Origin of the sequence: Pseudomonas sp. PDM19, assembly GCF_014852215.1 — a bacterium.
Taxonomy (GTDB): Bacteria; Pseudomonadota; Gammaproteobacteria; order Pseudomonadales; family Pseudomonadaceae; genus Pseudomonas.
The window spans coordinates 925,295-951,217 of the sequence record NZ_JACVBG010000001.1 but is presented as its reverse complement, the minus strand read 5'-3'; the positions used below and the strand labels follow the sequence as shown (position 1 = coordinate 951,217).

The 25,923-nt window shown below is 65.4% G+C and carries 25 protein-coding genes; 9 read left to right on the top strand and 16 right to left on the bottom strand.

Annotated elements, in window-relative coordinates:
- Position 1: 1 nt before the first annotated feature.
- Together aguB and IB273_RS04085 are read right to left on the bottom strand one after the other, a co-directional pair.
- Positions 2-904, bottom strand: coding sequence for an N-carbamoylputrescine amidase (gene aguB / locus IB273_RS04090; protein WP_192223313.1), 903 nt, complete (start codon positions 902-904; stop codon positions 2-4).
- On the bottom strand, positions 904-1,959 hold the full coding sequence (locus IB273_RS04085; RefSeq protein WP_192223312.1) for an agmatine/peptidylarginine deiminase: 1,056 nt from the start codon (positions 1,957-1,959) through the stop codon (positions 904-906). The genes aguB and IB273_RS04085 overlap by 1 nt, the downstream gene beginning before the upstream one ends.
- Before the next feature lie 133 nt (positions 1,960-2,092).
- On the opposite strand from IB273_RS04085, the gene IB273_RS04080 reads away from it, so the two are divergent.
- On the top strand, positions 2,093-2,956 hold the full coding sequence (locus IB273_RS04080) for a LysR substrate-binding domain-containing protein (RefSeq protein WP_192223311.1): 864 nt from the start codon (positions 2,093-2,095) through the stop codon (positions 2,954-2,956).
- 155 nt (positions 2,957-3,111) lie between these two features.
- Here IB273_RS04080 and IB273_RS04075 read toward each other — a convergent pair whose 3' ends face one another.
- Positions 3,112-3,549 (bottom strand): helix-turn-helix domain-containing protein, encoded by a 438-nt coding sequence (locus IB273_RS04075; protein ID WP_192223310.1) that lies wholly within the window; start codon positions 3,547-3,549, stop codon positions 3,112-3,114.
- A gap of 108 nt (positions 3,550-3,657) precedes the next feature.
- Here IB273_RS04075 and IB273_RS04070 point away from each other — a divergent pair, with 108 nt between their 5' ends.
- Together IB273_RS04070 and IB273_RS04065 are read left to right on the top strand one after the other, a co-directional pair.
- Positions 3,658-4,248 carry a flavodoxin family protein gene (locus IB273_RS04070; RefSeq protein ID WP_192223309.1) on the top strand — a complete coding sequence of 197 codons (591 nt, stop codon included), beginning with the start codon at positions 3,658-3,660 and terminating at the stop codon, positions 4,246-4,248.
- The gene (locus IB273_RS04065) at positions 4,245-4,469 is read left to right on the top strand and encodes a DUF2798 domain-containing protein (protein ID WP_192223308.1); all 225 of its coding nucleotides are present in this window, start codon (positions 4,245-4,247) and stop codon (positions 4,467-4,469) included. The genes IB273_RS04070 and IB273_RS04065 overlap by 4 nt, the downstream gene beginning before the upstream one ends.
- 170 nt (positions 4,470-4,639) lie before the next feature.
- Here the strand turns inward: IB273_RS04065 and IB273_RS04060 are convergent, their stop codons facing one another.
- The 8 genes from IB273_RS04060 to IB273_RS04025 all read right to left on the bottom strand — a co-directional run bounded on the left by IB273_RS04060 (position 4,640) and on the right by IB273_RS04025 (position 13,406).
- Positions 4,640-5,041 (bottom strand): hypothetical protein, encoded by a 402-nt coding sequence (locus tag IB273_RS04060; RefSeq protein WP_081520563.1) that lies wholly within the window; start codon positions 5,039-5,041, stop codon positions 4,640-4,642.
- Positions 5,042-5,331: 290 nt separating this feature from the next.
- Positions 5,332-6,582 (bottom strand): OprD family porin, encoded by a 1,251-nt coding sequence (locus IB273_RS04055; protein ID WP_081520567.1) that lies wholly within the window; start codon positions 6,580-6,582, stop codon positions 5,332-5,334.
- Between the two features lie 80 nt (positions 6,583-6,662).
- Positions 6,663-7,607, bottom strand: coding sequence for an electron transfer flavoprotein subunit alpha/FixB family protein (locus IB273_RS04050; RefSeq protein WP_192223307.1), 945 nt, complete (start codon positions 7,605-7,607; stop codon positions 6,663-6,665).
- Positions 7,607-8,356, bottom strand: coding sequence for an electron transfer flavoprotein subunit beta/FixA family protein (locus tag IB273_RS04045; protein ID WP_192223306.1), 750 nt, complete (start codon positions 8,354-8,356; stop codon positions 7,607-7,609). Before IB273_RS04045 ends, IB273_RS04050 begins: the two co-directional genes overlap by 1 nt.
- A gap of 238 nt (positions 8,357-8,594) precedes the next feature.
- Positions 8,595-9,833 (bottom strand): CaiB/BaiF CoA transferase family protein, encoded by a 1,239-nt coding sequence (locus IB273_RS04040; protein ID WP_192223305.1) that lies wholly within the window; start codon positions 9,831-9,833, stop codon positions 8,595-8,597.
- 22 nt (positions 9,834-9,855) lie between these two features.
- The gene (locus IB273_RS04035) at positions 9,856-11,058 is read right to left on the bottom strand and encodes a 3-oxoadipyl-CoA thiolase (protein WP_081520821.1); all 1,203 of its coding nucleotides are present in this window, start codon (positions 11,056-11,058) and stop codon (positions 9,856-9,858) included.
- Positions 11,059-11,091: 33 nt separating this feature from the next.
- Entirely contained in the window at positions 11,092-12,633 is a 1,542-nt protein-coding gene (locus IB273_RS04030; protein WP_192223304.1) for a 3-hydroxyacyl-CoA dehydrogenase, read from the bottom strand.
- Entirely contained in the window at positions 12,630-13,406 is a 777-nt protein-coding gene (locus IB273_RS04025) for an enoyl-CoA hydratase (RefSeq protein ID WP_192223303.1), read from the bottom strand. Before IB273_RS04025 ends, IB273_RS04030 begins: the two co-directional genes overlap by 4 nt.
- A 243-nt stretch (positions 13,407-13,649) precedes the next feature.
- On the opposite strand from IB273_RS04025, the gene IB273_RS04020 reads away from it, so the two are divergent.
- From IB273_RS04020 to IB273_RS04010, 3 genes are all read left to right on the top strand, one after another.
- The gene (locus IB273_RS04020; protein ID WP_081520824.1) at positions 13,650-14,516 is read left to right on the top strand and encodes an IclR family transcriptional regulator; all 867 of its coding nucleotides are present in this window, start codon (positions 13,650-13,652) and stop codon (positions 14,514-14,516) included.
- A 59-nt stretch (positions 14,517-14,575) separates the two neighbouring features.
- On the top strand, positions 14,576-15,730 hold the full coding sequence (locus IB273_RS04015; RefSeq protein WP_081520825.1) for an acyl-CoA dehydrogenase family protein: 1,155 nt from the start codon (positions 14,576-14,578) through the stop codon (positions 15,728-15,730).
- Positions 15,731-15,861: 131 nt separating this feature from the next.
- A complete protein-coding gene (locus IB273_RS04010; protein ID WP_081520826.1) occupies positions 15,862-17,142 on the top strand; it encodes an MFS transporter in 1,281 nt (426 codons plus the stop codon).
- Between the two features lie 153 nt (positions 17,143-17,295).
- Here the strand turns inward: IB273_RS04010 and IB273_RS04005 are convergent, their stop codons facing one another.
- A complete protein-coding gene (locus tag IB273_RS04005; protein WP_017518411.1) occupies positions 17,296-17,505 on the bottom strand; it encodes a cold-shock protein in 210 nt (69 codons plus the stop codon).
- Positions 17,506-17,795: 290 nt separating this feature from the next.
- Here IB273_RS04005 and IB273_RS04000 point away from each other — a divergent pair, with 290 nt between their 5' ends.
- On the top strand, positions 17,796-17,963 hold the full coding sequence (locus IB273_RS04000) for a hypothetical protein (RefSeq protein ID WP_167523180.1): 168 nt from the start codon (positions 17,796-17,798) through the stop codon (positions 17,961-17,963).
- 47 nt (positions 17,964-18,010) lie between these two features.
- Here the strand turns inward: IB273_RS04000 and otsA are convergent, their stop codons facing one another.
- The 3 genes from otsA to otsB are packed head-to-tail and all read right to left on the bottom strand — an operon-like array spanning position 18,011 to position 22,010.
- On the bottom strand, positions 18,011-19,420 hold the full coding sequence (gene otsA / locus IB273_RS03995) for an alpha,alpha-trehalose-phosphate synthase (UDP-forming) (protein ID WP_192223302.1): 1,410 nt from the start codon (positions 19,418-19,420) through the stop codon (positions 18,011-18,013).
- A complete protein-coding gene (locus IB273_RS03990) occupies positions 19,402-21,201 on the bottom strand; it encodes a glycoside hydrolase family 15 protein (RefSeq protein WP_192223301.1) in 1,800 nt (599 codons plus the stop codon). Before IB273_RS03990 ends, otsA begins: the two co-directional genes overlap by 19 nt.
- Complete coding sequence (gene otsB / locus IB273_RS03985; RefSeq protein ID WP_225610072.1) at positions 21,198-22,010, bottom strand: trehalose-phosphatase; 813 nt, start codon at positions 22,008-22,010, stop codon at positions 21,198-21,200. Before otsB ends, IB273_RS03990 begins: the two co-directional genes overlap by 4 nt.
- Positions 22,011-22,377: 367 nt before the next feature.
- On the opposite strand from otsB, the gene IB273_RS03980 reads away from it, so the two are divergent.
- Positions 22,378-23,619 carry an EAL domain-containing protein gene (locus tag IB273_RS03980; RefSeq protein WP_192223300.1) on the top strand — a complete coding sequence of 414 codons (1,242 nt, stop codon included), beginning with the start codon at positions 22,378-22,380 and terminating at the stop codon, positions 23,617-23,619.
- Between the two features lie 396 nt (positions 23,620-24,015).
- The gene (locus IB273_RS03975) at positions 24,016-24,888 is read left to right on the top strand and encodes a hypothetical protein (RefSeq protein ID WP_192223299.1); all 873 of its coding nucleotides are present in this window, start codon (positions 24,016-24,018) and stop codon (positions 24,886-24,888) included.
- Positions 24,889-24,915: 27 nt separating this feature from the next.
- Here IB273_RS03975 and IB273_RS03970 read toward each other — a convergent pair whose 3' ends face one another.
- Entirely contained in the window at positions 24,916-25,827 is a 912-nt protein-coding gene (locus IB273_RS03970) for a LysR substrate-binding domain-containing protein (protein ID WP_081520831.1), read from the bottom strand.
- Positions 25,828-25,923 lie beyond the last annotated feature (96 nt).

Here is a 25,923-nt window from a genome sequence, read left to right as displayed (position 1 = left end):
GTCAGACTCCTTGCCAGCGCGGGTGCAGGTGGCGGCCGTCGAGGCCGAGCAGCGGGCCGTACATTTCCGGGCGGCGGTCGCGGTACACGCCCCAGGTCAGGCGCTCCTCGCGGGCCAGGCCGAGGTCCAGCTCGCGTACCAGCACGGCGGCCTCGTTGCGCCCGGCCTCGGCCAGCAGCGCGCCCTTGTGGTCGGTGATGAAGGACGAGCCGTAGAAGCGCATGCGCAGCGCGTCATCGCTGGGCGCCACTTCCTCGCCGATGCGGTTGGCCGCCAGCACCGGCAGCAGGTTGGCGGCAGCGTGGCCGCGCTGGGCGGTCTGCCAGTGGTCGCGGGAATCCAGCTGTTCGGCGCCCGGTTCGGAGCCGATGGCGGTGGGGAACAGCAGCATCTCCGCGCCTTGCAGCGCCAGGCAGCGGGCGGTCTCGGGGAACCACTGGTCCCAGCAGATGCCCACGCCGATACGGCCGACGGCGGTGTCCCAGACGCGGAAACCGGTGTCGCCGGGGCTGAAGTACTCCTTCTCCTGGTAGCCGATGGCGTTGGGGATGTGCGTCTTGCGGTACACGCCGAGCAGGCTGCCATCGGCGTCGGCCACGGTCAGCGAGTTGAAGTAGGCGTTGCCGGCGCGCTCGAACCAGCTGATCGGCAGCACCACGTTGAGCTCCGCCGCCAGGTTGGCGAAGCGCTGTAGCAGCGGGCTGTCGTCATAAGGCTGGGCCAGGGCGAGGTGGGCGTGGTCCTGCTCGATGCAGAAGTACGGCGTGGCGAACAGCTCGGGCAGGAGGATCAGCTTCGCCCCCGCCGCTGCAGCCGCGCGCACGTGGCGCTCGGCTTCGGCGAGGTTGCGCGGCAGGTCCCAGCTGCAGGAAAACTGCAGGACAGCGACAGTCAGCTTGCCCATCACAGGCCTCCCAGCGGCCAGGCCGGCTGCTGCTGGGTGATGCAGTGCACGCCGCCACCGCCATGGGCCAGGTTGTTGATGCGCACCGGCACCACTTCGCGGCCGGGGAAGGCGCGGGCCAGCACGGCGGCGGCTTCGTCGTCGGCGGCGATGCCATAGGCCGGCATGATCACCGCGCCATTGGCGAGGTAGAAGTTGGTGTAGGACGCGCAGAAGACTTCCGCCTCCGGGTCCACCGCTGCGCTGGCTTCGAACAGCTCGATCAGTTCGAACGAACGGCCCTTGGCGTCGGTGGCCAGCTCCAGTGCACGACGGTTTTCGCGCGCCACTTCGGCGTAGGTGCTGGAAGCATCGTGAGTCGCATCCACCAGCAGCACACCGGGGCGAGCGAAGGCGCACACGCCATCGACGTGGCCGTCGGTCATGTCACCGGTGACGTACTGCGGGTCGCCCGGCAGCCAGATGGTCTTGGTCACGCCCAGCAGGCGGCTGAAGATTTCCTCCATCTCGCGCTTGCTGACGCCGGGGTTGCGGTTGGGGTTGAGCAGCACCGACTCGGTGGTGATCAGCGTGCCCTCGCCATCCACGTGGATCGCCCCGCCTTCGTTGGCCAGCGGCGTACCGAAGCAATCGAGCCCGAGGTGGTTGAGGATGCGGCGGCCCAGGCCTTCGTCCAGGGTGTGTTCGGACTTGCCGCCCCAGGCGTTGAAGCGCCAGCTCACACCGGCCACGCCGTGCTGCGGATGACAGACGAAGGTCGGCCCGGAGTCGCGGCACCAGCTGTCGTCGATGGGCAGCGGCACCAGCTCGACATTGGCCCCGCACAGCTCGGCGGCGCGGGCCATGGCGGACGGGTCCACCACCAGTTTCACCGGCTCGAAGCGAGCGATGGCGTTGGCGACGCGGGCAAAGTCTTCCTGCACCTGCTCCAGGGTCACGTGCCAGCCGCCCTCCCAGAGCGGACGGTTATGCGGGAATGCCATCCAGGTCGCCGCGTGGTTGACCCATTCGGCAGGCATGCGCCAGCCGTTCTGCCTATCGTCGTTGCGATGCATACTCAAGCCTTTGGTAAGTAATTTTTATCGGAAGGAAAAGGTTCAGCGGCGCCTGACAACCATGCTAGGCCTGTAAAAATGTCAGAACAAACGATAGATTTTGCGCAAATCTGATTAGGCAGACTTATCGATCATGCTCAAACACTGGCCACCCCTGAATGCCCTGCGCGGCTTCGAAGCCGCCGCGCGCCTGGGCAGCTTCCACAAGGCCGCCGAGGAACTGCACCTCACCCAGTCGGCCATCAGCCAGCAGATCCGCAGCCTGGAAAGCTTCGTCGAACAGCCGCTGTTCTATCGCTCCGGGCGCAAGGTGGCGCTGACCGACGCTGGCGCCGACCTGCTCAGCACCACGCAATCCATGCTCCAGCAACTGGCCGTAGGCATCCGCCGCCTGGACCAGTACCGCAAGCCCAACCAACTGGTGGTCAACACCACCCCGGCCTTCGCCCGCCACTGGCTGGTGCCGCGCCTGGGCGACTTCCACGCGCGCCACCCGCAGATCGACCTCTGGCTGCTGACCACCGACGAAACCCCGGACATGGCCACCCAGACCATCGACATCGCCGTACGCGACGACCTCACCGCCCAGGCCGAATGCCGCTTCCGCGTGCTGCTGGAAGATCGCCTCTACCCGGCCTGCCATCCCTCATTGCTGCAAGAGCCGCAAGCGGCGCGCACCACCCTGCACGGCGAACGGGAAATGGACTGGGCGCACTGGCAGCTGCAAGGTGGCGCCGACGTCGGCCAGCGCAGCGAGGGCCTGAACTTCTCCGATCCCGGCCTGCTGCTGGATGCCGCCAGTCAGGGGCTGGGCGTTGCCCTGGTGAGCCGGCTGCTGGCCGGCGATGCCCGTAGCAATGGCCTGCTGGCCCCGCTCAGCGAGCAGACCGTGCGCGGGCCGAACTGGTCGCTGCTGGTACACCAGCAGAGCGAGCGCAATGCCCAGGCGATGGGCTTCTGCGAGTGGCTATCCGCCGCGCTGGGCGTCTCCCTGTAGGGCGCATAACGCCTACGAAATTGTAGGAGCGGGCCATGCCCGCGATCCGCTGGCAGGGCCGGCGTATGGCTGGGTTCGCGAGAATGAAACGGGCATCCGCTCGCAATTGCAAAGCATCCTGCCAGCCGATACCACCCTATCCCCACTCAAACCCCTCAGACAGCACCCTTCCCCTTCCTCAACCGCCCCCGCTCCTTCTTCCCCTCCAGCGCACTCTCCCCCGCCGCCTTGACCAGTTTCTGGAAAGTCGGGCACTGCGCATGACTGGGCGCCGGGCACGCCGCCGCATGGCGCAGCCCCCGGCTCATCGCCCGCAGGCGTCGGATCGTGGCATCCAGCTCATCCGCCTTGGCCGCCAGCATCTGCCGGTCGATGTTCGCCCCGCCATCGCCGGCGAACATCGAGCGGATTTCCTCCAGGCTGAACCCCGCCGATTGCCCAAGCGTGATCAACGCCAGCTGGTCGAGAATCTGTGGCGCAAACTGACGCCGAGCACCGGGTTTGGCGAGCGAGACGATCAGCCCCTTTTCCTCGTAGAAACGCAGGGTCGATGCCGGCACGCCGGAACGCCTGGCCACGTCAGCGATATCCATGCAACACCTCTTGACCTCAAGTTCGCTTGAACTTGTAGGTTCACGCCAAAGGCCGCCGAGGTCAATCCAAGCGCGGCCTTTCCCTTGCGTGCAACCTGCGGAGAAAGCATGAAAACCATCGCCATCGTCTACCACAGCGCGAGCGGCCGTACCGAGCGCATCGCCCAGACCATCGCCAGCGGCGCTCGCAGTGTGCCCGGCTGCGAAGTGCATCTGCTCAAGGCGCAGGAGTTGATCGAGCAGCCGCAAGCGCTGCTCGCCTGCCACGGCCTGATCCTTGGATCACCAACCTACCTGGGCGGCGTCTCGGCGCCGCTGAAAGCCCTGATGGACGCCACCGGGCCGCTCTGGCGCCAGCAGAAGCTGCGCGGCCGCCTCGCCGCCGGCTTCACCGTGTCGGCGCTGCCGGCGGGCGACAAGCAGTCCACATTGATCTCGCTGTTCACCTTCTGCATGCAGCACGGGATGCTCTGGGCCGGCAACCCGATCCTCCCCGAGCAGCACCTGGGCGTGCCCGCCGAGGAAGCCGCCAACCGCCTCGGCTCCTGGTCCGGGCTGATGGCCCAGGCCGACAGGACCGCCGCGGACTTCTGTCCCGGCGACCTGAAGACCGCCCGGCTGTTCGGCCAGCACTTCGCCGAAACCCTCGGCCGCCTGCACCAGTCGCAGGTCGAGCACGCGCAGGAGACCCACGCATGATCCCGCACCGTTACGCGCCACTGCTGTTCGCGCTGATTCTGTCCGGCGTGATGACCCTGCTGGTCTCCGGACTCGCAACCGGGCGCGCCGTCGGCCTGGCCCCGGCCTTCGCCCAGCTCTGGCTGGATGCGTGGCTCACCAGCTGGAGCATCGGCTTCCCGCTGGTGCTGGTCGTCGCCCCACTGACACGCCGCCTCGTGGAAAGGCTGGTCCGCGCTTAGGCCCAGTAATCTCAGGGAACCTCGAACGTAGGATGGCGTGGAGCGCAGCGATACCCATCGCCTCGTACCACGCCACAGCATGCTCCATCCATCCTACAAACCAAGCTCCCTGCAGGAGCGGGCCATGCCCGCGATCGCGCGCATGGCGCGCTCCTGCACGAGGCTACCGATTACTGCCGAATCCCGTCGGTGAACCGGCAGAAGCCGTCACGCACCGCGCCCTCGGTGGTGTACATGCCACCCAGGGTGACAAAGACATAGCTTACCTTGGAGCCCGAGCCCGACTTTTCCACCACGACGTTCAACGGTGCGTTGCGGCTGCTCAGGATCACGCCCTGGTAGGCGGAGATGGTGCCGCTCTTCTCGTCGGCGTTCTGGATGGTGAAGCCTTCCTTCACCAGCGTCTTCTGCGCCCGGTCGAAGACCTTGGCCACCGGCATGTCCAACTGGACGTTGGACGTGAAGGTCTTGCCGGCGATGAAGCCCCCTTCGGTGTTGAAGTTGTCTTCGCACTGGTTGCCGGTCTTCTGGTGCGCACAGCCCTGCAACAGGGCGGCAGCGAGCAGAATCATCGTGACTCGTCGCATCATCGTTCCTTGATCTCGTGGGGCCGCCATCCCTGCGGGTCTACAGCGGCGAAGGGGTTTTATAAGCCGAGGGCGCAGGCTCTGACCAGACTTTTCCTCGTCCAGTGAGACAGCCAGCACGTAGGAAATATCCCCTCACTCGCTCAAGCACGGGCTTTCACGCCGTTCGTCCCGGAGTATCGCCGAGGTGTACTCCGGGCATGCCTGCGCAGCGCCCGGAGACTCGTGGAGCGTAGCCTCCCAATCGCTATGGAGCGGGAGGCTTCAGGAAGCACTTACCAGATCGGCAAGGTGTAGCTGACGATGAAGCGGGTCTCGTCCATGTCGTTGCCGAAGCTGCTGCGGAAGGTGCTGTTGCGCAGCTTGAAGCCGACGTTCTTCAGCGGGCCGCTCTGCACCAGGTAACCGACATCGGTGTCGCGCTCCCACTCCTTGCCGTTGCCCTGCCCGTTCAGCAGGTCGATGTTGTCGCCGCGCAGGTAACGGGTCATCAGGCTCAGGCCGGGCAGCCCGTAGGAGGCGAAATTGAAGTCGTAGCGCAGTTGCCAGGAGCGCTCGTCCTTGTTGGCGAAGTCGCCGATCTGCACGTAGTTGACCAGGTACGGGTCGGTGCCGGACAGGTAGGCGAAGCCGGTGTCGCCGGACATGCGCTGCAGGCCGAGGGCGAACGCCTGGTTGCCGAGCTTGTAGGTGAACATGGCGTTGAGCGCGCGGTTGTCGACGTTGCTGCCGCCATCGTCGGTGGAGCGCGCCCAGCGGATGTCGGACTTCAGCGACTGGCCTTCGGCGATCGGCAGCGTGTGCACGAGGCTCACGTAGTGCTGGCGATAGAGGTCTTCGAGGTTGGCGTAGTGGTAGCTGGTGCTGAGCTGGTTGCTCCAGCGGTAGGTGCCGCCAGCGAGGTTGAAGCGGTCACTGGTGAGGTGGCTGCCGGCCACGATGTTGCGCTTGTTGCCACGGGTCATCGACAGGTCTTCGTCGTTGGACGAATCACGCTGCTTCACCTCGCGCAGCTGGCCGAGCTGCAGGTCGAGGTCGTCGAGTTCCTTCGACTCCACCAGCGCGCCCTGGAAGGTCTGCGGCAGCAGGCGGGTGTCGTTGTACTGCACCACCGGCAGCTTGGGCAGCAGCGTGCCGACTTTCAGGGTACTTTTGGAGACACGCAGCTTGGCGGTCAGGCCCAGGTCGCTGTAATCATCGGCGGCGCGTTTGTCGCTGGCGGAGTACGGCAGCAGGCCGGAGCCGGAGCGATCCGGGCTGGAGTCGAGCTTCAGGCCCAGCAGGCCGAGGGCATCGACGCCGACGCCAACGGTGCCGTCGGTGTAACCCGACTCGTAGCGCAGCAGGAAGCCCTGCGCCCATTCCTCGGATTTCGACTGGGCGGCGCCGCTCTGGCGGTAGTCGCGGTTGAAGTAGAAGTTGCGAGTTTCGATGCTGGCCTTGCTGTCGGCGAGGAAATCGGCGTGGACGAACGGGGGCAGCAGCGCCAGTCCGGAGACCAGCACGGGGAGTCGACGAGTATTCATTGTTGTTGTTTCTTTCTACTTGAGGTGTTGGCAAAACGCCGGGCCGATGACGGCTGGCCCGGCCAGGGGAATGAGCGGGATCAGATAGTCCGTTCCAGCTCCGGTACGGCTTCGAACAGGTCGGCGACCAGGCCGTAGTCGGCAACCTGGAAGATCGGCGCCTCTTCATCCTTGTTGATCGCAACGATCACTTTCGAATCCTTCATGCCCGCCAGGTGCTGGATGGCGCCGGAGATACCGACGGCCACGTACAGCTGCGGAGCGACGATCTTGCCGGTCTGGCCGACCTGCATGTCGTTCGGCACAAAGCCGGCGTCAACGGCAGCGCGGGAAGCGCCGACGGCAGCGCCCAGCTTGTCAGCCAGGGAGTAGAGGATGCTGAAGTTGTCGCCATTGCCCATGCCACGGCCGCCGGAAACGACGATCCTGGCAGCGGTCAGTTCCGGACGGTCGGACTTGGCCAGTTCTTCGCCCACGAAGGCGGACTTGCCGGCATCGGTCGGGCCGGAAACGGCTTCAACAGCGGCGGAGCCACCTTCGGCAGCCACGGCGTCGAAGCCGGTGCCACGCACGGTGATGACCTTGACGGCGGCCGAGGATTGCACGGTAGCGATGGCGTTACCGGCGTAGATCGGGCGCTTGAAGGTGTCAGCGCTGACGACTTCGATGATCTCGGAGATCTGGTCGACGTCCAGCAGGGCGGCGACGCGCGGCAGGAAGTTCTTGCCGTTGGTGGTGGCGGCGGCCAGCACGTGGCTGTAGCCATTGCCCCCACTGTCTTTCACAAGAGCAGCGATCAGCGGAGCGACGTTCTCCGGCAGCTGGTGAGCGTAGGCAGCGTTGTCGGCGACCAGCACCTTGGCAACACCGGCGATCCTGGCAGCGGCTTCGGCCGCGCCAGCGACATTCTGGCCAGCGACCAGCACAGCGATGTCGCCACCAATCTTCTGCGCAGCGGCGACAGTGTTCAGCGTCGCCGAGGCCAGCGCGCCATTGGAATGTTCTGCAATAACCAGGACCGCCATCAGATCACCTTCGCTTCGTTCTTCAGTTTCTCGACCAGTTCGGCCACCGATTTCACCTTGATGCCGGCACTGCGCGCAGCGGGCGCTTCCACCTTGAGGGTTTTCACGGTGGAGGTCATGGAGATGCCCAGTACATCGGGTGGGAGGAATTCCAGCGGCTTTTTCTTCGCCTTCATGATGTTCGGCAGCGACGCGTAGCGCGGCTCGTTCAGGCGCAGGTCGGTGGTGACGATTGCCGGCAGGTTCAGGGCAACGGTCTGCAGACCGCCGTCGATTTCACGGGTGACGTTGACCTTGTCGCCGGCAACTTCGACCTTGGACGCGAAGGTGCCCTGGGCGTAGCCGGTCAGCGCAGCCAGCATCTGGCCGGTCTGGTTGTTGTCGCTGTCGATGGCCTGCTTGCCGAGGATGACCAGCTGCGGCTGCTCCTTGTCGACAAGGGCTTTCAGGGCCTTGGCGACAGCCAGCGAGCTCAGTTCGTCATTGCTCTCGACCAGCACCGCGCGGTCTGCGCCCAGTGCCAATGCGGTACGCAGTTGCTCCTGCGCGCCACTGGGGCCGACCGAGACCACCACGATCTCGCTGGCGACGCCCTTCTCTTTCAGGCGTACGGCCTCTTCCACGGCGATTTCGCAGAAGGGGTTCATGGACATCTTGACGTTGGCCAGATCGACGCCGGAGTGGTCCGCCTTGACGCGGACCTTGACGTTGTAATCGACCACGCGTTTTACCGCGACGAGCACTTTCATTCGGTTGTTTCCTTGGCTGACGCCGGTTTGCCTCGGCGCTGCTGTTGGGATGGGTTCGCGAGCAGGCCCACGCCTGCGAAGAGCAATGGGGGGAACGCCCCGCAGGAGCGAGCCTGCTCGCGAACGGACTCAACGAACGTAGGGCGCATAACCGCTTGCGGTTATCCGCCGTCATTCGGGCCAGCGGCGGATAACGCTGGCGCGTTATGCGCCCTACTCTCTTGCGAGCATTGAAGCGTCAGGGTTTGCCCAGCTGCTCGATCACACCCTCGGCCTTGAGCGCCGCCAGGCGCGCGTCATCGAGCCCCAGGCGGCGCTTGAGCACCTCGTCGGTGTGTTCGCCGAGCATCGGCGCCGGGCGCTGGTATTCCACCGGGGTGTCGGACAGTTTCAGCGGGCTGCCGACCATGCGGAACGCGGGGTTCTGCGCGTGGGGAACCTCCACCAGCATGTCCCGGGCGACCACCTGCGGCTCGTCCAGCGCGCGGCCGATATCGTTGATCACGCCGACCGGCACCTTCATCGCGTGGATGCGGCGCACCCAGTTGTCGGCGGTGTCGCCCTGGAAGTGCTCGGCCAGCTTGCCGACGATCACGTCGCGGTTGCGCACGCGGTCGGCGTTACGGGTGAAACGCGGGTCCTTCGGCAGTTCGGGCAGGCCGATGGCGTCGCACAGCGAGACGAACTGGCTGTCGTTGCCGCAGGCGATGATGAAATCCATGTCCTGCGCGCTGAACACCTGGTACGGCACGATGTTGACGTGGGCGTTGCCCTGGCGGCCCGGCGAGCGGCCGGTGGCGAGGTAGTTCTGGCTCTGGTTGCCGAGCATGGCGACCTGCACGTCGAGCAGCGCCATGTCGCAGTGCTGGCCGCGGCCGGTCTTCTCCCGCGCCAGCAGCGCAGCCTGGATGGCGACCACCGAGTAGAGGCCGGTCATCACGTCGGACACGGCGACACCGACCTTCTGCGGGCTGGCGCCGGGCACGCCGTCCTTCTCGCCGGTGATGCTCATCAGCCCGCCCATGCCCTGGATGATGAAGTCGTAGCCGGGCTCCTCGGCGCGCGGGCCGGTCTGGCCGAAGCCGGTGATGGAGCAGTAGACCAGGCGCGGATTGACCTTGGACAGGCTGTCGTAATCCAGCCCGTACTTGGCCAGCGAGCCGGCCTTGTAGTTCTCGATCAGCACGTCGCACTCGCAGGCCAGGGCGCGCACCAGCGCCTGGCCTTCTTCCGTCGCCAGGTTCAGCGCCACCGAAAGCTTGTTGCGGTTGGTCGACTGGTAGTACGCCGCCTCGGAACTGTCCGAGCCGTCGGCAGCCTTCATGTAAGGCGGGCCCCAGCCGCGAGTGTCGTCACCCACGCCGGGACGTTCGATCTTGATCACTTCCGCGCCCAGGTCGGCCAGCACCTGGCCGCACCAGGGGCCGGCCAGCACGCGGCTGAGGTCGAGTACGCGGTATCCGCTCAAAGCACCCATCTTCAATTCCTCGCAGGCGCGCTTACGCGCGCTCGATAACCATGGCGAGCCCCTGGCCCACACCGATGCACAGGCTGATAACCGCATAGCGTTGACCACTGCGCTGCAGTTGTCGCGCGACGCTCAGCGCCAGCCGCGCGCCGGAAGCGCCCAGCGGGTGGCCGACGGCGATGGCGCCGCCGTTGGGGTTGACCCGCGCATCGTCGAAGTCCACGCCCAGGCCGTGCAGGCAGCCGAGCACCTGGGAGGCGAAGGCCTCGTTGATCTCGATGATGTCCATGTCAGCCAGGGTCAGTTCGGCGCGGGCAAGCGCCTTGTTGATCGCCTCCACCGGGCCGACGCCCATGATGCGTGGCTCCACGCCGACCGCCGCTGCCGAGAGAATCCGCGCGAGCGGCTTGAGGCCGTGGCGTTCGCCCGCCGCAGCCGAGCCGATCAGCAGCGCGGCCGCGCCATCGTTGACGCCAGAGGCATTGCCGGCGGTGACCACGCCGCCTTCGGACAAGGGTTTCAGGCGCGCCAGCGCGGCTTCATCGGAAGACGGACGCGGATGTTCGTCCTGCTCGACCACGTTCGGCGGCGTCTTGCGCCCAGTGGGCACGCTGACCGGGAGGATTTCCCCGGCGAAGAAACCGGCCTCGCGGGCGGCTTCATAGTTGGCCTGGGAGCGCGCGGCGAAACGGTCGGCCTGCTCGCGGCTGATGCCGAACTCGCGGGCTACGTTGTCGCCGGTCTCCGGCATGCTGTCGTTGCCGAACCCGGCGATGATCTTCGGGTTGGGGAAGCGCGCGCCGATGGTGCTGTCGAACACCGTCAGGTCGCGGCTGTAGGCGGCCTCGGCCTTGGCCATGACGAAGGGCGCGCGGGACATGCTTTCCACGCCGCCAGCGACGAACAGCTCGCCTTCGCCACAGGTCACGGCACGCGCCGCGTCGATGACGGCCGCCAGGCCGCTGGCGCACAGGCGGTTCACCGTCTGTCCCGGTACGGTCACCGGCAGGCCGGCGAGCAGCGCGGCATGGCGGGCGATATTGCGGCTGTCTTCGCCGGCCTGGTTGGTGTTGCCGAGGATCACGTCCTCGATGGCTTCACCGGGCACGCTGGTGCGGGCCAGCAGCTCGCGGATCACCTGGGCGATCAGATCGTCCGGGCGTACCGGGGCCAGGGCGCCGCCATGGCGCCCGAAGGGGGTGCGCAGGCCGGCGTAGATAAAGGCATTGAGCATGGAGGTCTCCTTGAAAGAGGTGGACGCCGGGCGTCAGCCCAGCGCGGGGTCGGCATGGCGCAGCGACAACCCCAGCGCGGCGCGGCGGCGCAGCCAGGGGCCGGGGCGATAGCGGGCGTCGCCGGTCAGGCCGGTCATGCGTTCGAGAATGCTCAGCAGGCGCGCCGGGCCGACGCTGTCGCCCCAGGCCAGCGGGCCCTGCGGGTAACCCAGGCCACGGCGCACACCTTCGTCGAGGTCATCGACGCTGGCGATGCGCTGCTGGACGATGTCGCCAGCCAGGTTGACGATCAGCGCCAGTACGCGCTGGGCGACGAAGCCGACGCTGTCATTGATGACGGTGACGCCCACGCCGTCAGCCGCCAGCAGCGCATGGGCGGCGTCGCGCATGGCGCTGGAGGTCGCCGGGTTCTGCATCAGGCAGCGGTGGCGTTGCAGATCCAGCAGCAGGTCGATGCACAGGGTACGCGCCGGGTCGGTAGCGAAGCTCTGGCACGCCGTGGTGGCGTCAACGCCATAGGGAGCCAGCAGGCACAGCGCCTCGCTGCTTGGCTGGGCGCCCTGCTCCAGGGTCGCGCCAAGCTTCTTCAGCAGTTCGCCGAGCAGTTCGCGATCCTGGTCGTTCTCCGCACCGATCCACACCGGCGGCAGGGCGGCCACGTTCGGCACCGGTTGCGGAGCGGGCGCATCGATCATCTTGCCGTCGGCATAGCGATAGAAGCCGCGCCCGACCTTGCGCCCGACGAAACCGGCCTCGAGCATCTGCCGGGTCAGCGCCGCCGGGCGATAGCGCGGCTCCTGGTAGAACTGGTTGTAGATGGACTCGATCACCGGATGGGAAACATCCAGCGCAGTCAGGTCGAACAATTCCAGCGGGCCCATGCGGAAGCCCAGGCCCTCGCGCAGGATGCGGTCGATGTCGGCCGGTTCGGCGATGGCTTCCTTGAGCATCTGCAGCGCCTCGGTGCTGTAGGCGCGGCCGGCGTGGTTGATGATGAAGCCGGGGGTGTCCTTGGCGCGGATGCCGCGATGGCCCATGCGCGCGGCCAGCGCCACCAGGCTGTCGCCGACCTGCGGATCACTGGCCAGGCCGTCGATCACCTCGACCACTTTCATCAGCGGCACCGGGTTGAAGAAGTGGAAGCCTGCCACCCGCTGCGGATGCTGGCAGCCACGGGCGATGCTGGTGACCGACAGCGACGAGGTATTGGTCGCGAGAATGCACTCGGCACTGACCACGGCTTCCAGCTCGGCCAGCAGCGCCTGCTTGGCATCCAGGCGCTCGATGATCGCTTCGACCACCAGGTCGGAATCCGCCAGCTCGCTCAGGGAGCCGGCGACCAGCAGGCGCGCCAGGGTGGCGTCGGCCTCGGCGGTGGTGATCTTGCCCTTCTCCGCCAGTTTGGCGAGGGTCCGGCCGAGGTTGTCGCGGGCGGTTTGTGCGGCGCCGTCACGGGCGTCGAAGAGTTTCACCTGGATGCCGGCCTGGGCGGCGATCTGGGCGATGCCGCTGCCCATGACGCCGGTGCCGACGATGGCCATGCGCTCGATGCTGAAAGAAAGGGTCATGCTCATTCCCCCAGGAAACTGGCTTTGCGTTTTTCCAGGAAGGCGGCGGCGCCCTCCTTCTGGTCCTGCGAATCGAACAGCAGCTGGAAGGCCTTGCGCTCCAGGGTCAGGGCGCTCTCCAGCGGCAGGTCGGCGCCGGCGAGCATCACTTCCTTGATCTGTGCCACGGCCAGCGGCGGTAGCGCGGCAATCTCGGCGGCCAGCTCCAGCGCGCGGGGCAGCGTGCGCGCATCTTCCACCACCTCGCTGAGCATGCCGATGGCCAGGGCTTCCGGCGCCTTGATCAGGCAGCCGGTCAGGGCAATGCGCATCGCCTGGAACTTGCCCACGGCGCGGATCAGCCGTTGGGTGCCACCCGCGCCGGGCATCAGCCCGAGCTTCACTTCCGGCTGGCCGAAGCGTGCCGACTCACCGGCGACGATGATGTCGCAGTGCATCGCCAGCTCGCAGCCGCCGCCCAGGGCGAAGCCATTCACGGCGGCGATCACCGGTTTCGGGCAGCGCGAGATGGCCTCCCACAGCAGCTCGGTATGGCGGCGGTACATCTCGATGGGGCTGGCCTGGGCGAATTCGCGGATGTCCGCCCCGGCGACGAAGCATTCCTCTCCCCCGGTCAGCACCACCGCGCGAACGTCGCGATTTTCGCTCAGGGCACGGAAGTGCTCGGCCAGCTGCTGGCGCACGGCAGCATTCAAGGCGTTCTTGGCTTCCGGTCGGTCGATGCGGACGACCGCCACACCATCGGCCTGGATATCGAGATGAACCACGCTGGTATTCATTGGAGCTCTGACCTCTTAGTTGTTTCGTCTGACGAAACTACATTCCGTATTTCGATTTCATCATAGTGACACCTCATCCAGCCTGTAAACGGTGAAGATCGACACACCCTCTAAAAGCCTTTAAATACGCGGCTTTGAATATTTTTAAGGGTACGCCTGTACTAACCAGTCCAGACCCATTACAATTTCGCCTGACGAAACTGCATTTTATTTTATTGATTTTCCGTGAATAGGGGTTCTACCATGCGCCGCAACAAGACGGAGATGGACTCGGCTGCGCCGACGAAAAACGAAGGTGAGATCGGCCTGCTGGAACGGGGACTGTATGACCCCGCCACGGCACTGAGCGAAGAGGAAAACAGCGGCCAGTTCGTGACGGCCCTGGCTCGCGGCCTGGAGATCCTGCGTTGCTTCACGCCACGGGAAAACGTGCTGAGCAACCAGGACCTGGCGCGCAAGACCGACCTGCCCAAGCCGACCGTGACACGCCTGACCAACACCCTGATGCGCCTGGGTTGCCTCAAGCGCGAGGTGCATTCAGGCAAGTACCAGCTGGACGTCGGCGTGCTGGGTTTCGGCTACGCGATGCTGTCGAACCTGTCGATCCGCGCGGTGGCCCATCCGCTGATGGAGGAACTGGCCAACCACGCCCAGGCGGCGGTGGCCATGGCCGCCCGCGACCGCCTGCAGATGGTCTATGTGGACGTCGTGCAGGGCCAGGGAAACATGACGATGCGCCGGCAGATCGGCAGTTACCTGCCGCTGGCGGCGAGCTCGGTGGGCCGCGCGTGCCTCGCGGCGATGCCGGAGAACGAGCGGGAATTCCTGCTCGACCACGTTCGCCAGCGCGAACCGGAAAACTGGCCGGCCATCCGCAAGGGTCTGGACCGTGCTTTCAGGGACTTCACCGATTACGGCTACTGCCTGTCGATCGGCGAATGGCACCGCGACGTCAACTCCGTCGCCGTGCCCTTGGTACATCCGCAGTACGGGCTCCTGGCCTTCAACTGCGGCGGCCCGAGCTTCCAGCTGACACGCGAGAAGCTCGAGGACGACATCGGGCCCCGCCTGATCAACATGGTCAACAACATAGGTGCCGCCGCTCGCTGAATCTCGGGTGACGGTGCCTCGGAAGACAGGCCCGCTCGCGGGCCTTTTGAGGAGTGCACATGATCCGAGACCCAGAAACGCTGCAGATACTTCTGGATTCCATCCACCAGTTCGTCGGCGAAGTGCTGATCCCGCGGGAGAACGAGGTCGCCGAGACCGACGCGATCCCGCAGGACATCGTCCAGCAGATGCGCGAGATGGGCCTGTTCGGCCTGACCATCCCCGAAGAGTTCGGCGGCCTGGGCGTGACCATGGAAGAAGAGGTGAACATCACCTTCGAACTCGGCCGCACCTCCCCCGCCTTCCGCTCCTACATCGGCACCAACAACGGCATCGGTTCCATCGGCATCCTGATCGACGGCACGCCGGAGCAGAAAGCCCACTACCTGCCCAGGCTCGCCAGCGGCGAACTGCTTAGCGCCTTCTGCCTGACCGAGCCGGACTCGGGTTCCGATGCCGCCTCGCTGAAGACCACCGCCGTGCGCGATGGCGACTTCTACGTGCTCAACGGCACCAAGCGCTTCATCACCAACGCCCCGCATGCCGGCATCTATACCGTGATGGCCCGCACCAACCCGGCGATCAAGGGCTCCGGCGGCATCAGCGCGTTCATCGTCGAGCGCGGCACCCCAGGCATTTCCCTGGGCAAGCCGGACCACAAGATGGGCCAGAAAGGCGCGCACACCAGCGACGTGATCTTCGACAACGTGCGCATCCCCGCCAGCCAACTGATCGGCGGCGTCGAGGGCGTGGGCTTCAAGACCGCCATGAAAGTGCTCGACAAGGGCCGCCTGCACATCGCCGCGCTGAGCGTCGGCGCCGCCGAGCGCATGCTCGCCGACGCGCTGCAATATGCCCTGGAGCGCAAGCAGTTCGGCCAGCCGATCGCCGAGTTCCAGTTGATCCAGGCAATGCTGGCCGACAGCAAGGCCGAGATCTACGCCGCCCGCTGCATGGTGCTGGACGCCGCACGCAAGCGCGATGAGGGACGCAACGTCAGCACCGAGGCCTCCTGCGCGAAGATGTTCGCCACCGAGATGTGCGGCCGCGTGGCCGACCGCTGCGTACAGATCCACGGCGGCGCCGGCTACGTCAGCGAGTACGCCATCGAGCGCTTCTACCGCGACGTCCGCCTGTTCCGACTCTACGAGGGCACCACCCAGATCCAGCAGGTGATCATCGCCCGCAACATGATCCGCGAAGCCCAGTCCTGATGCACCAGTTCTGAGGCACCCGATTCGGCAGCGCGTGGCCACGCACCACGCGCCTGCCGGCAGGATTCGCACGCACGCTTACCGAGGGTCGGCCAACCGCCCCGCCAACAACTACAACAGGTAATTCGTTCATGGAAAACACTGCTTCCGCACCGGCTGCGAGCGCCGCCACCCAGAGCAAGACCTGGGTCCTGGTCTTCGCCTTCTGCTTCATCGGCCTGCTGATCGATGGCGCAGACCTGATGCTCCTCTCCTACAGCCTCACCAGCCTCAAGGCCGAGTTCGGCCTGAGCAACCTCCAGGCCGGCAGCCTGGGCAGCGTCACTCTGGCCGGCATGGCCTTCGGCGGCATCTACGGCGGCTGGGCCTGCGACCGCTTCGGCCGGGTCAAGACCGTGGTCTGGACCATCGTGCTGTTCTCGGTCGGCACCGCAGTGCTCGGGCTGACCCACAACTACTGGCAGTTCGCCGCCGCGCGCTTCGTCGCCTCGCTGGGCCTCGGCGCCCTGTACGTGGCCTGCAACACGCTGATGGCCGAATACGTGCCGACCAAATACCGCACCACCGTGCTCGGCACCCTGCAGGCCGGCTGGTCGGTCGGCTACATCGTCGCCACCCTGCTGGCCGGCTGGATCCTGCCGGACCATGGCTGGCGCTACCTGTTCTACATCGCCATCATCCCGGTGGTGCTGGCCGTGGCGATGCGCAAGCTGATCCCCGAACCCGCCGCCTGGGTCCAGGCGCAAGCAGAACGCCAGCAGCGCAAGGCCGAAGGCTCATCCGGCCGCGCAGCCACTGCACCCCGGCAGAATGCCTTCAAGCAGATCTTCGCCGACCCGAAGGCCAGCCGCATGTTCCTGTTCTGGGCACTGACCGCCGGTTTCCTGCAGTTCGGCTACTACGGTGTGAACAACTGGATGCCGTCGTACCTGGAAACCGAGATGGGCATGAACTTCAAGGCCATGACCTCGTACCTGGTGGGCACTTATGCCGCGATGATCCTGGGCAAGGTACTGGCCGGCGTCGCCGCCGACTGGTTCGGCCGCCGCACCGTGTTCTCCTTCGGCGCCCTGGGCACCGCCGTGTTCCTGCCGGTGATCGTGCTGTTCCACAGCCCCGAGAACATTCTCTGGATGCTGGTGGTATTCGGCTTCCTCTATGGCATCCCGTACGGCGTGAACGCGACCTACATGACCGAAAGCTTCGCCGCCGCTTTCCGTGGCACGGCAGTCGGCGGTGCGTACAACATCGGCCGCATCGGCGCAGCCATCGCCCCGGCGGTGATCGGCTTCCTCGCCACGCAGATGTCCATTGGCGTCGGCTTCCTGGTGATGGGTGCGGCGTACTTCATCTGCGGCGTCATCCCCGCCCTGCTGATCCGCGACAAACAGTTCGACCCGCAACAGGAATGACCTGAGCGCTCAGCGCCCAGCCACGAAAAACGCCCGGTGCAGTGCACCGGGCGTTTTTGTTTGTGCCCCCGAAAGCATCATCAAGAGTCAGCGGGCAAATCGCAGACAAAAAAAAGCCCCGCCGAAGCGGGGCTCTTTCGTCAGCGATGTCGATTAGACAGCGCGAACTTGTTCAGCTTGCGGGCCTTTCTGGCCGGCAGTCACAACGAAGCTGACCTTCTGGCCTTCGTCGAGGGACTTGTAGCCGTTGCCTTCGATCTGACGGAAGTGAACGAATACGTCCGGGCCGCTTTCCGGGGTGATGAAGCCGAAGCCCTTCTCAGCGTTGAACCACTTGACGATGCCGTTTTGACGATCGGACATGATGTTGTCTCCTAAAAGAATGCTAAAGGCCGGCCGAAAGCCGACCGGCGATGAGCTGAATGCGTAGTGAAGAGGTGCCGAGGAGATGGAGCATCTTGTAGAAGAACATCAAGTCGCGGAACTCGTTACTGGGCAGGCAGCCCATGCAGAATACAAGGTTTGGCGCTAATTCATAGCTTTTTTTCACGACCAGTGGTGATTTTGACAAATGGTCGAGCAATTACGACGCGACAGGTCAAAGACGTGTAGGCTGGCCGGGCCGGTTTGGCGCCCAACGCAAAGGTGACTTCATGACTGATTCACAGCTAATTCGCGAACGTTCGGAGCTCGATGAAAAGATTGCCGCTTTCCTCTCCCAGGGTGGCGAAATCCAGGAAATCCCCGTTGGCCAACTGGCAGTGAAGGTCGAGCGGAAGTCGCAATGGGCAAAGTCCGATGGGAAGAAACCGGCGCCCTGAGCGTTTGAATGCATGAAGAAAACCCCGCGATGGCGGGGTTTTGCGTTTCAGTGGCTGAGGTAATGGTTCGACAGCCAGTTCAGCGCCCTGCCCGGCCGCGTCAGCGCATCGATGAAGCTGGGCCCCCAGAAGCGGATGTCGTTGGCCTCCAGCACCGCATACATGTCGCGATGACGTGCCTGGCGCTCCTTGAGCGGCATGCTCAGGGCCCGCTGCATGGCGTCGGCCAGGGCATCGCGGTCGTGAGGATTGATGATCAGCGCGCCGCCCAGCTCGGCGGCGGCGCCGGCGAACTGGGAGAGGATAAGCACGCCGGGATCGTCCGGGTCCTGGGCGGCGACGAACTCCTTGGCGACCAGATTCATCCCGTCGCGCAGCGGCGTCACCAGGCCGATCCGCGCGTGGCGCATGACCATGGCGATGTCGGCGCGCTGGTGGTTGCGCGCCACATAACGCAGCGGCACCCAGGACACGGCGCCGAAGCGCCCGTTGATGTGCCCTACCCGCGCGCTCACAGCTGCGTCGATGTCGGCATATTCGGGGATGTCCTGGCGGCTGCCCGGTGATATCTGCAGGCAGGTGACGCGGTTGTGCCAGTCCGGGTTGCGCTCGAGGAAGCGCTCGTAGCCGTCCAGCCGGTTGACGATGCCCTTGGAGTAGTCGAGACGGTCCACCCCCACCATCAGCGCGCGACCGCCCAGGCTTTCGCGCAGGTCCTCGGCTGCCTGGCTCTGCGAGGCCTCTTCGGCCAGTCGGCGGAAACCGGCCGCGTCCACGCCCACCGGGAAGACGCCGACGCGAAAATGCTGGTCCTCCAGGTGATAGCGCCGGCCATCGGGAGTCGCCGCGCCAACCACGCGGGTCAGATAGCGGGCGAAGTTGCTGGCGTCGTTTTCAGTCTGGAAGCCGATCAGGTTGTACTCGGTGAGCGCGCGGATCAGTTCGTCGTGATGCGGCAGCGCGGTGATGAGGTCGGCCGGCGGCATCGGGATATGCAGGAAGAAGCCGATGCGGTTGCCATGCCCGCGCTGCCTCAGGGCCGAAGCCAGGGGGATCAGATGGTAGTCGTGGACCCAGAGGACGTCGTCCTCCTCCAGCAGCGGGCTCAGGCGCTCGGCGAAGAACTCGTTGACCCGCTGGTAGCCGCCGAACTCGGCCTCGTTGAACTCGGCCAGGTCCACCCGGTAATGCAGGATCGGCCAGAGCACGCGGTTGGCAAAGCCGTTGTAGTACTCGTCGAAGTCCTGCGGATGCAGGTCGGTGAGGATGTACTGCAGGTTGTCGCGCTGGACCATGGTCGGCGGGCCGGGCTCCTCGGCTTTCTCACCGCTCCAGCCGAACCAGATGCCCTCGCGGTTGCGCATGGCGGCGTCCACCGCCACGGCCAGCCCGCCCGGCGCCGGGCCGTTCTCGTCGGGGATCGCGACCCGGTTGGATATCACCACGAGGCGCGGCATAGACCTTCCTCCCAGCCAATGGAAAGACGCATGGCGGAATTGATCAGCCCGGCCATGGAGTAGGTCTGTGGAATGTTCCCCCAGAGTTCGCCGGTGTCCGGGTGCAGGTCCTCGGAAAGCAGTCCGTAACGATTGCGCGAGGCGATCAGCTGCTCGAACAACTCGCGCGCTTCATCGACGCGGCCGATGGCCGCCAGCGCGTCGAGGTACCAGAATTTCACCACCAGGAAGGCGGTTTCCGGCACGCCGAAATCATCCGCCGCGGCATAGCGCAGCATTTGCCCGTTGACGTTGAGCTCACGACCGATGCACTCGACCGTGGCGATGAAGCGCGGGTCATCGGCCTCGATGATGCCCAGCTCGTTCATCAGCAGCACGCTGGCATCGAGGTCGTCATGGCCGAAAGCGCCAGTGAAACATTGCTTCTTCTCGCTCCAGGCCTCGGCGAGGATGCGTTCGCGCAGGTTGGCCGCCTTGTCCATCCAGTCGCCGGCTTCCTCGCCGCGGCCCAGGCGTTTGGCGATGCGCCCGACGCGGTCGCAAGCGACCCAGCAGAGCAGCGCGGAATGGGTATGGATGCGTTGCCGGCCGCGGTATTCCCAGATGCCGGCGTCGGGTTCGAACGCCGCGTGCACGGCCTTGGCGGCCAGGTTCTCCAACAGTTGCAGCATGCCCTCGCTGCTGGGATTGGGCAGGCGCTCGTCGACAAAACTCTGCAGCACCGCCAGCGCCACCGAGCCGAACACGTCGTGCTGGTTCTGCTCAACCGCCTGATTGCCGACCCGCACCGGCGCGTGGTTGAGGAAGCCGGCAAGATCCGGCTCGATGCGCTCGGTGAGATCCTGATTGGGGATGATGCCGTACAGCGGCTTGAGCTCGGCATCACCGCTGGCCACGGTGGTGATGAAGTCGATGTACCCCTCCATGGTCCGCGTGGCGCCCAGGCGGTTGAGGGCGAGGATCACGAAGTAGGCATCGCGCAGCCAGCAATAGCGGTAGTCCCAGTTGCGCTGCGAGTCGGGCGCCTCCGGCACGGAGGTGGTGGCAGCGGCGATGATCGCCCCGGTGTCCTCGAAATTGCAGAGTTTCAGGGTAATCGCCGAGCGGATCACCACCGGCTGCCATTCGAAGCAGATGGCCAGCCCGCGCACCCAGTCGTGCCAGTGGTTCTGGGTGCGTTTGAGATAATCGCGGACCACTTCGCCGGGAGCGTTGTCGAGCGGTTCATCGAGGCCGATCACCAGGCTCACGGGATGGCGCAGGGCGAATGGCGTTTCGTGCTGGATATAGGCCAGCGGCGCGTCGGTGGTCAGGCGCAGCGGCTCATCACCTTCCAGGTAGCGGATATGGCTGGAACCGGTGGCGCCCTGGCTCGGCTTGCCGTAGCCGTGGGTCGGACGCACACGCAGGGTGATCTTCGGTACGCCCTCGATGGGCTCGATCAACCGGCACAGCTGCGCCGGGCGGTAGACATGGCCGTGCTGCAGGAAACGCGGAGCGAAATCGGTGATGCGCACCGCGCCGCCGTTGTCGTCCTGCAGCACGGTGGTGATGATCGCCGTGTTGCGTTGGTAGTCGGACGTGCTGCTGGCCTGGTTCTCCAGCACCACATCGGCAAAGCCTTTCTCATCATCGCCGGCCAGTAGCCGGGAAAAAGCCGGATCGCTATCGAAGTTCGGGTAGCACCACCAGACCAGCCGTGCCTGCGGATTGACCAGCGCGGCCACCCGGCAGTTGCCGATCAGGCCCAGTTCCAGAGCACCTTCGTGCCGGTTCGTCATCGGTTGATTCCTCCTGCTTGCATCAGAGCGGCGCGGACATCCGCCGCGTCGCTGAACACCGCGCTGGCACCGGGCAAGGCACGCCCGACCGAAAGGCCGAGGCCGCCCAGCGCCGGCATCAACGCGATGGCGGGCTCGTCGGTGACGTCGTCGCCGATATACAGCGGCAGCCGTCCCGCGAAGCCAGGCATACCCAGCAGCCGCTGGATCGCCTGGGCCTTGTCGACGCCTTCGGGGACGACTTCGTAGACCTGCTTGCCGTTGAGCAAGCGCAGCCCTGCGCCCTCCGGCGCGCGCAGCAAAGCCTGCAACTCGACATGCAGTGCTGCGGCGAGCGAGGGTGCGGAGCGGTAGTGCAGCGCGTAGCTGCTGCCCTTGTCCTCGGCCTGGATTCCGACATACCGGTTCGCCAGGGCGTTCAACTGCACTCGCACGCAGGCAGGCAGGTCTTTGCTGGTGCGGCGCAAGGGGCGGTCGCCACTTTCGCGCCAGTGCGCGCCATGGCCACCACTGGCGGCAAGACGCAAGGGTTGCAGGAGCCGGTCGAGTTCTTCGACCGGGCGGCCGCTGATCAGGGCCAGGGCACCGTCGAGTCGGCGGTGCAGGTGCGTGAGGGCATCGAGCAGCCCGGGCGGTACGACAACCGCGCCGGGAGATTCGGCGATGTCCAGAAGGGTTCCGTCGACATCCAGGAACAGTGCGGTCTGCTGAGGTCGGCTGAGCCAGAGGTTCAGCAGCGCAGTGGCTGAGGCCTCGCTATGCGGGACCATGGCGGTGTCGACAGGTCCCCTTGGTACGGGACGTGACATGAGCCATTTCTCCATGTTCAGGGCGTGCCGCAGGCCGTGGGTAGCCGTTGCGGACGTGAAAGGGAGCCCAAGGACCCTAACATGTGGGACCGCGAGGGTCGACCGCGGGTTTCACCGGAGTGCCGCGTGGCAGGCGCATGCCAGAGCTGAGCGAGCCAACCGATGGGGATTGGAGCAGAAATTTACTGCATGAAAACTCCTCAAGGGATCGACCATCAGTCTCCTTTCGGAAGGGATACATCTACCCGAAGTCAGGTCGAGCCCACAGAGTCGGATTTAACTGACAGAAGAACTGGAATCCCCTGCCTCACATGGCGGGCGTCGTTTTCGAAAATGTGCCAAGCCAATCTTCCGTGAGTAAAACTCCATGCCTCCCCTTTCCGCGCTGGTACTCCAGGCCTCCGGGCTGCACCGCTCGACCGCCGTCACCGCGCTGCACCATCTCGGCTACAGCTTCCTGTCGGAGGTATCCAGCAACGCCTTCGCGCTGGACCGCCTGCGCAGCCTGGGTGGCGTACACCTGTTGATCTGCGATGTGCGCAGCGAGCCGGTGGCGCGTCTGGAGTTTCTCCAGACTGTGGCCCGAGAAGGGCTAGCTCAAGGCGTTGTGGTCAGCGGCGAACTGGCGCCGGGTACCTGGACCGCCCTCGCCCATCTTCTGCAGGTGCAGGGTCTGAAGGTCTATTGGCTCGGCAACGAAGCCGCCACGCTGGAGCGCCTGCGCGCACTGCTGGCGGACTTCCAGCCACAGGAAGCGCGTTCCGCACTCTCTCAGCAGGGGGAGCAGAGCAAAGAAGGGACGCCCGCCGAGGTGCTGGGCAGCGGCGCCCTGCGCGCCTTCCTGCAGCCGAAAGTGACAGTTGCCACGGCACAGATCTACGGCTTCGAAGTACTGGCCCGCTGGCAGCGCGAAGACGGGCAACTGCTGGCACCCGGCGAATTCCTGCCGGTCCTGCGTCGCAATGGGCAGCTCGACAAAGGGTTGTTCGAACTGATGCGTCAGGCCATCGAGGCACTGCGGGCGCACAATCGCGCCGACCTGGAGCTTTCCTTCAATCTGGAATCCGAGCAGTTGGCGCAGACAGACTTCGCCTCCGCTGTCGAACGTGTATTCCGTCGACTGGAGATGGACCCGAAAAATGTCACCTTCGAACTGACCGAGACTTCGCCGCTGCATGCGCCGCCGCTAAGCCTGGAAAACGTACTGCGCCTGCGCCTGCTCGGTTGCGGTCTGGCGATCGATGATTTCGGCTCCGGCCACTCCACGCTGCAGCGCCTGGTCGAACTGCCGTTCACCGAACTGAAGCTGGACCGAACCTTCCTTGCCGACCTCAACAACGGCGATCCGCGCCGCCACATCGTCCTGCGCAATGCGCTGGCCCTTGGCCGCGAACTGGGTCTTATGGTGGTGGCCGAGGGTGTCGAGAACGCCAGCCAGCATCGTCAACTGCAAACCCTGGAGTGCGAATCGGCGCAAGGGCATTTGTTCGGCAAGCCCGTCAGCACCAGCGAGCTGGGTCCAGTGCTGCGGGGCGTCCCGACGCGCCTGCAGAAACCCGAGGTCCTGTCGGCCAAAGCGGACTCCGTGATTCGTCTGGCCGAGCAATAAGCACACAAAAGAAAACGGCTGTTGCGGACTTCCTGTCCGCAACAGCCGTCTGGATTGTCCTCAGCAAAGGACGCAGGAATTGTAGGCCATTGGCCATCAAGCCGTCTTCCCAGTTCTCCCGCATGGCCGGCAAATCAGCACATACGCGACAAAACACCGCAAATTCCCCAGGCAATGTCTGCCAATTCGCGGCACATTCGTCCCAATATGGTCGGATTTACGACGATTGCCCCGGCGTACCCGCCCTGCCCCGCGTGATGTCTATCACGCTGTTTCGCCCTAGCTCACCGATGAACTGTCTGGTTACCATGCCCGGCTGCGCGCTGGATGCCAGGAAGGCATAAATCCAAATGGATCGCCCCAGTGTTGCCCACCTTCAGTTTTGGCAGCCGATACATGTCCCAGACTTCCGTGCGTTCGCCCCGCCGCCCGCTGATTCGCTTTGCCCTGATCGGCACCGGCTCCATTGTCGTGGCCGCCCTTGGCTTCTTCGCCTGGCAAGGCTTCTATCCGGTGCAGGCCACCGATGGCTGGTCCGTGGAGGTGCTGCACAAGAACGTGCAGAAAGCCGCGTCGCTGGTACCGCTGCCCGATGGCGGCCTACTGGTCAGCCAGGAGTTGAAGAAGGACAAGGGCAACATCCTGCGTATCGCCGCCGACGGCGAGCGCCGGGTCATAGTCGACGGGCTGTCCAAGCCTGACGGCATGATCGCCGCCCAGGGCGGCTGGGTGTTCAGCCAGGAATCCGACGGCAAACCGGTGCAGTTGCTCAGGGACGGCAAGGTCACCGACCTGTTCATGGGCCAGTCCGTCCAGGGCCTGTGGGACGACGGTGAAAACCTCTATGCCATCGAGGACCGCCGCGACGACGGCCGCCTGCTGCGCTACCGGTGGAGCGATGGCGCACTGACCGTGCTGCGCGACAAACTGCAGGAAACCGAATCCGTCACCCGCTGCACCGACGGCAAGCTGCTCTACACCGAAAAGAAGAAAGGCGTGGTGCACCAGTTCAGCGACGACGGCAAGGACCCGGCCCTGCTCTCCGGCCTGAACCAGCCCACCTTCCTGATGTGCGACCAGCGCGGCCTGTGGATCAGCGAAGACTCCACCCACCGCGCGCGCCTGCTGCTGTGGGACGGCAAGGGTGAACCGCGCACCATCCTGTCATTCCTCAAGGCACCGCAGTCCATCGTGCCCGACGGCAAGGGCGGCTACCTGCTCGCCGAAGGTGGCCGCGACCGCGTGCTGCAGCTCACTCCGGCCAAGTGACACCCTCAGGCGGTCGGCACGACCGCCCTACTCCTGCGCCGGCATTACAAGGCCGGGCATCACCTCGACCAGCGCATCGATTGCCAGCCGCACCTTGCGCGGCAGCTGGGTGGTCTGCAGCCAGGTCGCATGAACGTCGTAGAGGAAGCCCGGCTGCCCCGGCAGCAACTCCTCCAGCGCCCCCGCCTCGATGACCTCGCGTACCAGCCAGTAGGGCAACCACGCCAGCCCCATGCCGCGCACTGCTGCGTCGGCAATGGCTGCCAGGTCGTCGAAACGCAGCCGGGAGCTCGGCGCGAACTCCGCCGGCTCCAACCCCTCACGGGGGAACAGCCACGGATTGATCCGTCCGGAGCGGTGGTAGACCAGCACCCGGTGCGCGGCCAGCTCCTCGATACTCGCCGGTCGCCCGTGCTGCTCCAGGTAAGCTGGCGCCGCACACACCACCATGCGCTGCCGGCCGATGCGCCGCGCAATGATGCCGTCCCTGGGCTGCGGTTCTCCCGTGCGGATCGCCAGGTCGATCTGCTCTTCCGCCAGGTCCGTCAGGCGGTCACTGAAGCGCAGGTCCAGCTCCAGTTGCGGATAGCGCTGCGCCAGTTCCAGCAGGACCGGCGCCACGCAGCGCCGACCAAAATGCACCGGCATCGCCACCCGCAGCCGACCACGCGGCTCAGCCACTTCGCCGGCGGCAAGGATGTCCGCCGCCTCCGCATCGGCCAGCAACATGCGACAGCGCTCGTAATAAATCCGCCCCGCCTCGGTCAGGCTCTGCCGGCGCGTGCTGCGCATCAGCAACTGGGCGCCCAGGCGCTCCTCGAGAAAGCGCACGTGCTTGCCCACCATCGGTGCAGACATTTCCAGGGCATCCGCTGCCGCCGCGAAGGAGCCGAGGTCCACCGCTCGGACAAAGACTTCCATACTGGTCAGACGATCCATTCGAAACCCCTGATTTCGACCAACTGTTTCTATACGCCATTTATCGGGCAAATCCCATGACTGATAGTCGCTTTACGTCAAATCACTTTCGTATGG

What these genes read in the sequence shown, in the direction of transcription:
- aguB (WP_192223313.1), bottom strand. Translation starts at nt 904, where the DNA reads ATGGGCAAGCTGACTGTCGCTGTCCTGCAGTTTTCCTGCAGCTGGGAC.
- IB273_RS04085 (WP_192223312.1), bottom strand. Translation starts at nt 1,959, where the DNA reads ATGCATCGCAACGACGATAGGCAGAACGGCTGGCGCATGCCTGCCGAA.
- IB273_RS04080 (WP_192223311.1), top strand. Translation starts at nt 2,093, where the DNA reads ATGCTCAAACACTGGCCACCCCTGAATGCCCTGCGCGGCTTCGAAGCC.
- IB273_RS04075 (WP_192223310.1), bottom strand. Translation starts at nt 3,549, where the DNA reads ATGGATATCGCTGACGTGGCCAGGCGTTCCGGCGTGCCGGCATCGACC.
- IB273_RS04070 (WP_192223309.1), top strand. Translation starts at nt 3,658, where the DNA reads ATGAAAACCATCGCCATCGTCTACCACAGCGCGAGCGGCCGTACCGAG.
- IB273_RS04065 (WP_192223308.1), top strand. Translation starts at nt 4,245, where the DNA reads ATGATCCCGCACCGTTACGCGCCACTGCTGTTCGCGCTGATTCTGTCC.
- IB273_RS04060 (WP_081520563.1), bottom strand. Translation starts at nt 5,041, where the DNA reads ATGATTCTGCTCGCTGCCGCCCTGTTGCAGGGCTGTGCGCACCAGAAG.
- IB273_RS04055 (WP_081520567.1), bottom strand. Translation starts at nt 6,582, where the DNA reads ATGAATACTCGTCGACTCCCCGTGCTGGTCTCCGGACTGGCGCTGCTG.
- IB273_RS04050 (WP_192223307.1), bottom strand. Translation starts at nt 7,607, where the DNA reads ATGGCGGTCCTGGTTATTGCAGAACATTCCAATGGCGCGCTGGCCTCG.
- IB273_RS04045 (WP_192223306.1), bottom strand. Translation starts at nt 8,356, where the DNA reads ATGAAAGTGCTCGTCGCGGTAAAACGCGTGGTCGATTACAACGTCAAG.
- IB273_RS04040 (WP_192223305.1), bottom strand. Translation starts at nt 9,833, where the DNA reads ATGGGTGCTTTGAGCGGATACCGCGTACTCGACCTCAGCCGCGTGCTG.
- IB273_RS04035 (WP_081520821.1), bottom strand. Translation starts at nt 11,058, where the DNA reads ATGCTCAATGCCTTTATCTACGCCGGCCTGCGCACCCCCTTCGGGCGC.
- IB273_RS04030 (WP_192223304.1), bottom strand. Translation starts at nt 12,633, where the DNA reads ATGAGCATGACCCTTTCTTTCAGCATCGAGCGCATGGCCATCGTCGGC.
- IB273_RS04025 (WP_192223303.1), bottom strand. Translation starts at nt 13,406, where the DNA reads ATGAATACCAGCGTGGTTCATCTCGATATCCAGGCCGATGGTGTGGCG.
- IB273_RS04020 (WP_081520824.1), top strand. Translation starts at nt 13,650, where the DNA reads ATGCGCCGCAACAAGACGGAGATGGACTCGGCTGCGCCGACGAAAAAC.
- IB273_RS04015 (WP_081520825.1), top strand. Translation starts at nt 14,576, where the DNA reads ATGATCCGAGACCCAGAAACGCTGCAGATACTTCTGGATTCCATCCAC.
- IB273_RS04010 (WP_081520826.1), top strand. Translation starts at nt 15,862, where the DNA reads ATGGAAAACACTGCTTCCGCACCGGCTGCGAGCGCCGCCACCCAGAGC.
- IB273_RS04005 (WP_017518411.1), bottom strand. Translation starts at nt 17,505, where the DNA reads ATGTCCGATCGTCAAAACGGCATCGTCAAGTGGTTCAACGCTGAGAAG.
- IB273_RS04000 (WP_167523180.1), top strand. Translation starts at nt 17,796, where the DNA reads ATGACTGATTCACAGCTAATTCGCGAACGTTCGGAGCTCGATGAAAAG.
- otsA (WP_192223302.1), bottom strand. Translation starts at nt 19,420, where the DNA reads ATGCCGCGCCTCGTGGTGATATCCAACCGGGTCGCGATCCCCGACGAG.
- IB273_RS03990 (WP_192223301.1), bottom strand. Translation starts at nt 21,201, where the DNA reads ATGACGAACCGGCACGAAGGTGCTCTGGAACTGGGCCTGATCGGCAAC.
- otsB (WP_225610072.1), bottom strand. Translation starts at nt 22,010, where the DNA reads ATGTCACGTCCCGTACCAAGGGGACCTGTCGACACCGCCATGGTCCCG.
- IB273_RS03980 (WP_192223300.1), top strand. Translation starts at nt 22,378, where the DNA reads ATGCCTCCCCTTTCCGCGCTGGTACTCCAGGCCTCCGGGCTGCACCGC.
- IB273_RS03975 (WP_192223299.1), top strand. Translation starts at nt 24,016, where the DNA reads ATGTCCCAGACTTCCGTGCGTTCGCCCCGCCGCCCGCTGATTCGCTTT.
- IB273_RS03970 (WP_081520831.1), bottom strand. Translation starts at nt 25,827, where the DNA reads ATGGATCGTCTGACCAGTATGGAAGTCTTTGTCCGAGCGGTGGACCTC.